Annotated in this window: 1 protein-coding gene; it reads right to left on the bottom strand. The window is 48.4% G+C overall.

Annotation, left to right across the window (positions count from 1 at the left end):
- Window position 1: 1 nt before the first annotated feature.
- Entirely contained in the window at window positions 2-7,822 is a 7,821-nt protein-coding gene (locus F0220_RS13130; protein WP_223199935.1) for a non-ribosomal peptide synthetase, read from the bottom strand.
- Window positions 7,823-7,914 lie beyond the last annotated feature (92 nt).

The raw sequence follows: 7,914 nt of genomic DNA, 5'->3' as shown, positions 1-7,914 counted from the left end.
ATTAATCCTCAATCAGCTCATATTCGCTTAATAAATCTTCAAGATCCTCTAATGACAAGTCACTAAATCCATAGTCGGAAGATGTCTTCTCCGCATGTTCTTTGCTGATACAGTGATCAACCACCTGTTCAATGGCTTCAATATAATACTGGTTTAAATTAAGAATCATTTCTTCTGAAAACGCAGACTTGGTATAGGTTGTGCTAAGGGCCAGGCTTCCGTTATAGATGGCTACATTTAGCTCAATCGGATTCATGCGGGCAATGTGCTCGCCCATGCTTTCTCCCGGTTTAAAATGCGAGGCATGAACCCACCCGGAATTTGCAGATGCTCCGATCTCTCCCAAATAGTTAAATAGAATTGGAGCCTTCTTCTCCGCCTGTAACTCCGGCATCCGGGCCACATATTTCAGCGCTCCATAGCTGAAGCCTTTATGAGGTACCTTGCGCAATCCTTCTTTCACCCGTTTGATGGTGACCGAAAGCTCGTCCTCTGCCTCCCCTTCCAGCAGTACCGGGTACAGGGTCGTAAACCAGCCCACGGTGCGGCTGAGATCGATGCCTTCCAGCACATCCTCCCGGCCATGGCCTTCCAGGTTCACTTTCAGCTTCAGCTCACCCGTCAGCTTCCGCACCGCGAGGTACAGCGCACTAAGCAGCAGATCATTGATCTCCGTCTGATAGGCCCGATTGCTCTCCCGCAGCAGCTGCCGGGTGACTTCCGTACTCAGGGTGCTTTGCACGGTATGGCTGTCCGCAAATCGATCTGGTTCCGCCGATTCCTCCCGCTCTCCCAGGTTCAGCCCCGCCCCCTCCGCTGCAAGTCTACTCCAGTAGGCTCGCTCCTTCGCGGCCTGCGGGCTGTTCGCGTAATCCTGCACAGCTTCTGCGAAACGCTGGTAAGAGTCGGTCTTCTCGCCCGCATCCAGCTCTTCTCCCCGCTCCGCCTGCTGATACAGCACTTCCATGTCTTCCAGCAGGATTCGCCAGGACACCCCGTCCACGACTAGGTGATGAATCGCCAGCAGCAGATGGTCCCCGTTCTCGGCTTCAAACCACCCGACCTGTACCAGCTTGCCCTCTTCCAGGTTACATGCCTGCTGCACCCGGGTAGCCGCCTCATAGACCTGACGCTCCGGTTCATCCCAGCCCCGTGTATCAAATCGGTGCAGGGTATACATCCGCTCTCCAGTTTGAACCGGACGGTTGAATTGGCGGATGCTACCATCTGCTTGCATCTCATACCTCATGCGCAGCGCATCATGATGCTCCAGCAACCGATCCAGCACCTGTTCCAGCACGTCCGGCTTGAACCCGGCTGCCCGATGCAGCATGAAGGACTGTGTGAAGTGGTTTTGTTCCGTCGTGTTGTTCGCAAAAAACCACTGCTGAATCGGGGTCAGCTGCACTTCTCCTTCCACCGGCTCCTGGCTCCGGCGCTCACGCTGATCCCATTTCACATACGGGGAGAGATCCCGAATCTTTGGATAGGCAAACAAATCCCGGACCTCCATCCGCAGTCCCGCTCGGGCCAGACGTGATCCGATCTGGAGTGCCTTGATGGAGTCTCCCCCGGAGACAAAGAACTGGTGATTGATGCCCAGCTCCTCCATGTTTAACACGTCACGCCAAATGTCCACCAGTAGGTGTTCCACCTCGTTGCGCGGTGCTTCTGTCTCCGGCGCGGCAGGCAGATGGTGGTCCGGCTCAGGTAACGCCTTGCGGTCCAGCTTGCCATGAGACGTCAGCGGCAGCTGATCCAGCTGCACCACATAGGCTGGGATCATATAATCCGGCAGTTCCGCTTCCAGCCAGTCCCGAACGGTAGCAGCTGTCCACACTGCTTCGCCTTCGGCTACAACATAGGCGCATAACGCCCCATTTCCCTGCGGGTCCTGATGAGCCAGAACCGCTGTTTCCCGGATCGCCGGATGTTTCAGCAGTTGTTGCTCGATCTCGCCAAGCTCAATCCGGTATCCACGGATTTTCACCTGTTGATCGGTACGCCCCATAAATTGCAGGTTGCCACCAGGTAGCCAGCGCACCAGATCACCTGTCCGGTACATTTTGCCGCCAGGTTCATGCGGGTTGTCTACAAATTTCTCGGCCGTCAGTTCCGGATTATTAAGGTAGCCCCGGGCTACACTGTTGCCCGCAATGTATAACTCTCCTGCTACACCAACTGGACATAATTGATGATCACTATTCATCACGTACGTCCATATGTTGGGGAGCGGCTTGCCGATCGGGATATTGCCGTGAACCTGATCTACCCGTTGGTAGGTGGTAGCAACTGTGTTCTCGGTAGGCCCATATGCATTGATCAGCGGGTAGTCAGGAAGAAACGAAAGTTTCAGCTGTTCTCCTCCAGCAATTAGCAAACGCAATGAGGTATTAGGTTGATGGATAAAAACTTCACACACCTTTGGCGGCAACGTGATCAATGTAATGGAGTGTGCATTCATATATGCATTTAGCTGAGACATATCCAGGCGCAACTGAGATGGGATGATGTGCAGCTCTGCCCCCACCACCAATGTCGGAAAAATATCGATAATAGACCCATCAAATGTGATTTGTAAATAATTTGCTGCACGATCTCGTTCCGTTATCTGCTGAGATTCAATGAAGCCATAACAGAAATTGGCGAATGATCCATGCTCAATTAATACACCTTTGGGCAATCCGGTTGAGCCTGAGGTATAAATGATGTAGGCCAGATCATGGTCATTATGTCTTATTTTTGACACGCCATGCCGAGCCGTTCTTCCACCCTTCTCCCGAATGCTCTGTATTGGTGAGCAATGATCGTCAACCACCAAGGCTTCACAGGAAACCCCGACTCTGTTCACTTGAGATAACAAATGTGCTTGAGTTACAACCACGCTGGCACCGCTATCCTCCAGCATGTAGCGAATACGTTCCTCGGGAAAGGCAGGGTCCAAAGGCATATATGCTCCACCCGATTTGAGAATACCAAGTAAACCAACCATCATTTCCAATGAACGATCCATCATAATGCCTACAGGCATTTGTTTATGCACTCCAAGATCCAGTAGAGCTTCCGCAACATCGGTAGCCCGTTCATTCAGTTCGCTATAGGTTAGTTGTTGCCCGTCATATACAACAGCTACTTTATTGGGATAATGAACTGCATGGTCTGCAATCTGTTCCGGAACGGATTTTCGTTGGGCGTAGTCCCGAACATTGTTGTTGAACTGGTACAGCAGCAGCTCCCTTTCCTTTTCTGTCACCAGATTGATCTCACCAATGGTGCGTTGAGTATCGTTTACAATCTCTTTCAAAATTTCGTTATAATGTCCGGCCAGTTTCTCAATGGTCTCTTCTTTGAACAGCCTGGAGGCATACCCGTAAAACATCTCTATCCCCTCCGCTGTCTCCAACGCGGTTACGCTCAGATCAAACTTGGCTGTGGGATGACTGAACGGATAGTATTCAGCCAGCAAACCATTAGCGTCCATTCCCGTTGTCTGTTCAGCCTGAAGGGTAAACAGGGTATCAAATAGCGCACTCCGACTCGCATCCCTTTTCACTTCAAGTTTGCTTACCAGTTCATCAAACGGATAGTCCTGATGGGCAAAGCCGTCAAGCGTAGTATCTCTAATATGATGAAGCAACTGCTGCAAGGACATATCGGGTTCAGGATAGAAGCGTAATGCCAGCGTATTAACAAACATACCCACCATATCTTCCAATTCTGGATGCTCTCTTCCTGCCACCGTAGTCCCTATAATGATGTCATCCTGGGAAGTGTATCGGGCAAGAAGTATCGTATATGCGGTTAACAGCAAAACAAACAGCGTTACACCGTTTTCGGCAGCCAACAAACGCAGTTTTTGTGTCAGTTCGAAATCCACTGCACATTGAAGCCGGTTTCCTTCATAACTCTGAATCGCAGGTCGGGAGAAATCGAGCGGCAAATTTAACACGGGCAATTCACCTTTAAGCATGTCTGTCCAATATTGCTGGTGCTCTTGCCTTTGTTCCTGTTGTTCCGGAGCCAGAGACCATTCAGCATAATCTTTATATTGAAGGGTGAATGGTGCCAGTTGTTTATGTTCATAGATTTGCCCTATTTCCTGGATAAGGATATCTATGGACACCGCGTCTGAAATCAAATGATGCATATCAAGACATAAATATTGGCTGATCTCCGTTCGCCATAATGCAGCTCTGAACAAAGGGGCCTTCTCCAGATCAAAGGGTTGGATAAATGAATGTATGAACGGATCGAAATCCTGTTGCAACCCGTTGCCTACAAGAAGATTGAAGTTCACTTGGGCATGAATACGCTGCACGGGCTCACCATCGATTTCTGTAAAAGAAGTTCTCAGCCCTTCATGTCTATGAATAATTTCAAGCAATGTCTGCTCCATACGTACCTGTTCAGCTTCTTTTGACAATCGGATAATAAGGGGCATGTTATACATCAAACCCGTTTGCTGCACCCGATCCAGAATGTAAAGTCTGCGCTGTGCAGCGGACAATGGATAATGTGGCTTTTCGTTTGCCTTTTGGATTCGGAAAGTGCGCTGTGTCTCCACTGTTCGAAGCCATGCAGCCAGCTGCCTGATTGTAGGCATGTTAAAGATATCCTTGAGTGTAATCCGAAGCTCTAACTTTCTCTGAATGGCTGACATCATAGCAAAGGCTCTCAAAGACTGACCACCCAGCTCAAAAAAGCTATGATCTACACCAATCGGCCGAAGCTCCAGTATCTCTTCCCAGATGGACGCCAGTATACATTCCAGCTCATTGCTTGGGGCCACATACGTCGTATTGGCCATGCTGTCCACATCGGGATGGGGCAAAACGTTAAGATCTGCCTTACCATTGAGGGTACGTGGAATTTGCTCCAAACTCATAAACCATGAAGGAATCATATAAGCCGGCAATCGCTCTCTCGCATGTGTTTTCAGTTCATCAAAGCCATGCACATGCTCTGGCGAATTCCAGACAATATACGCACATAGGCAGAGCTGACCTTTCTGATCCTTTTGAGTGATAACCACAGCGTCGCTTACATCAGGATGATCTGCCAGATGATGCTCCACTTCCCGAATTTCAACGCGATATCCACGTATTTTAATCTGTTCATCATTTCTTCCAAGAAACTCTATATTTCCATCCGGCAGCCATTTCCCCATATCCCCGGTGCGGTACATTTTGGTCCCCGATGCAAGCAGATGATCTACAAAACGGGATTCTGTTAGCTCGGCAAGGTTGAGATATCCCTTAGCGACCCCTGCCCCCCCGATGTATAATTCCCCTGCTACACCAATCGGAACGGGTTGTTGATGTTCATCAAGTATAAACACCTCATAGTTACCAAGCGGACTACCTACGGGAATAGATACTCTTCCTTCGTCCTGTGGCATCACACGATAATATGTAGCACATACCGTTGCTTCGGTAGGTCCATATGAATTGTACACTTGAGCCGAACCGACCATATTCCGGACATATTCGTATTTCAGGACGTCCCCACCACTGATAAATTTCATGTTGGCATGTGGACGCAGGTGCCTGTTTTTGTCCAACTCGTTCAGAAGAAGCGGGGAACAGCTTAAAACAGTGATGTTCTCTTTTTCAATCTGCATAACCAGGTCATCCACATGCGTTTCGTTGAGCTTGCCACTAAGAACAATACGTCCAGATACAGCCAGCAACGGAAATACTTCCTCAGTGAACGCGTCGAACGAAAAGGACACCACCTGAAGAACCGTATCTTCCTCTGTTAGCGGTACTCTGTTCAAAAATGCAGAGATATAGTTCAATACATTTCCATGAGTCGTCATAACTCCCTTCGGCGCACCTGTCGAACCGGAAGTATAGATCACATAGGCCAAATCACCTTGATGATTCACTCGTTCCGGGTTGCCTGGTTCCATATGTTCAATCTCCGGATTGTCCATCGCCAGCTCGGATGTGATGTGGAGCCTGTCTCTGAAAGGACACCCGTTCAAAAGCAACACAGCCCCGCTATCCCTGAGCATGTATGATACCCGGTCATCAGGCAATTCAGGATCAATGGGCAGATAGGCAGCCCCTGCCTTGAGAACTGCCAGTATTCCAACAATCATGTCCAAGGATCGCTCCACCATAACACCGATGATCGAATTGGGCTTTCCCCCTTTCACTCGAAGCAGGCGTGCCAGCTTATTTACTCGTTCATTAAGTTGCTTGTACGACATGGATTTTTCCCCGTGGACTACTGCGATCCGTTCAGGTGTAGATGCAGCGCGTTCTTCAAACCAATCATTTAATGTGCCCTGGTACGAATCCACTCGCTTGCTGTTAAACTGGTACAACACCTGATCTTCTTCCTGCCTGGACAACATGCGAAGCTGACTTACCTTTTGCATGGCGTTTGACGCAATCTCATTCAACATATCCATCAAGTGACTTAAAAAACGTTCCATGCTATTTCGGGCAAACAATTCGGAAGCATATTGCAGATCCAGTTTCATGTGACTGCCGTAATGGATTACAGTGAGACTGAGATCAAATTTGGAGACGGGCAGATCGAATTCACACATTTCCGCTTGAAGCTGACCAAGTTGGAACACATAATCCTCTGCGTGCTGCAAATCAAACATCGTATCAAACAGCGTGTGTCTGCTTCGATCCATGGGTAAGTTCAGTTTTTCAATCAGTTCATCAAAAGGATAATCCTGATTCTCATATGCGTTCAAGGTATGTCTTCTCACCTGATTCAAAAACGCGCTGAATGTCTGCTCCGGGTCTATGTTATGTCGTGTTGCTATTGTATTGGTGAACAAACCGATTACTGATTTGAGATGATCATGCGACCTGCCTGCGATCGGGGTACCCACGATAATATCTTTCTGTCCAGTATATTTGGATAACAGTACTACGTAGGCTGATAAAAGCAGCATATACATCGTTACGTCATGCTCATCGGCAAGGCGCTGCAAATTTCTCGTTAATTCCTGATCCAATTCGGTAACCATTCGTTGACCGGCGTAATTTTGCTCTGGGGGGCGTGCATAATCCAGAGGCATTTGAAGTTGTGGCAGTTCCCCACTCAGCGTTTCCAACCAATAGGTCTCCTGCTTTTTCAGATCACCTGAACGTTCTTTGGCTTTCTCCCATGCTACATAGTCCTTGTACTGGATGGAAACAGGTGTCATCGGTTTGCCACTGTACAGTTCAGCCAGTTCATTCAAAAACAGCGCAAATGACATCCCATCGGATACAATATGATGCATGTCCATGAGCAGTACATGCTGATCTTGATCCAAGCGGACCAGTTCAGCCCGCAGCAGCGGAGCCTGCGTTAGATCAAAAGGTCGAATAAATTGTTTGATCTTGACCAACATATCTGATTCATTCCGTTCACTGAAATCAAGCTTAAACCGAATTTCAGAGTGAATCTTCTGAGCAGGCTCACCCTGATCATCCACAAATGACGTTCGAAGTGCTTCATGTCTCTCCATCACGCATCCAATCGCTTCTTCAAGTAAATCCAGTTCGAGATGACCCGTCAGCTTCACCGCCATTGGAATGTTATAAGCAATTCCCTGATCGTCCATTTGATACAGAATATACATTCTTTTCTGAGCCCTGGACAGAGGGTACATCTCGTTGGTCGACTCTTGAGCCTTTGGAATAGGCGCATTCCATACTTCTTCCTGATGGATCAGAAACTGAATAAGAGCCTGTTTGTGTTCTTTAATCTGTGATTTAAGGTCAGCATCGATTTCCTCACGCGGTCCGATCATTTTGATTTTTCCGTCTTGATGGTACAATTTCACATTTCTTCTCTGTAAATGATTCATAAACTCCGCAATGTTCATAGGAATTCACCATTCCTTTCAGTATGACGCCTAAGACATGGAATTCCGGGAGAAACTGCACCTTTACACCTCGT

It is taken from the genome of Paenibacillus sp. 37, assembly GCF_008386395.1.
Taxonomy (GTDB): Bacteria; Bacillota; Bacilli; order Paenibacillales; family Paenibacillaceae; genus Paenibacillus; species Paenibacillus amylolyticus_B.
This window is presented reverse-complemented; position numbering and strand designations above follow the sequence as displayed.

What these genes read in the sequence shown, in the direction of transcription:
- F0220_RS13130 (WP_223199935.1), bottom strand. Translation starts at nt 7,822, where the DNA reads ATGAATCATTTACAGAGAAGAAATGTGAAATTGTACCATCAAGACGGA.